The 230-nt window shown below is 58.3% G+C and carries 1 protein-coding gene; it reads right to left on the bottom strand.

The features are described 5' to 3' along the window. A partial coding sequence (locus H5073_RS18200) for a VCBS domain-containing protein (protein WP_220488117.1) occupies nucleotides 1-230 on the bottom strand: 230 nt, incomplete at both ends.

Here is a 230-nt window from a genome sequence, read left to right as displayed (position 1 = left end):
TCGCCTTCCGCCAAATACTGCACATCGGCGTTCGCGACGTTATAAGTCCAGTTGCCCGTAGCATCAATGGTCAAGCTGCCGAGCGCACCCGCGCTTGGGGTGCCAGTGCCAGCCTGGAATACAGATTGCCCTGCATCGGCATCATTGATGGTCAAGGTGCCAGTGTCAGTTAAGGTCGGGTTGTTGGCGTCTTCAGTGACCGCGCCCAGATCATCGCCCGCAATCTCAGG

This window comes from Shewanella sp. SR44-3 (assembly GCF_014163735.1).
Classification (GTDB): domain Bacteria; phylum Pseudomonadota; class Gammaproteobacteria; order Enterobacterales; family Shewanellaceae; genus Shewanella.
The sequence above is the reverse complement of the archived record's forward strand: the minus strand, read 5'-3'. Positions and strand labels throughout refer to the sequence as shown.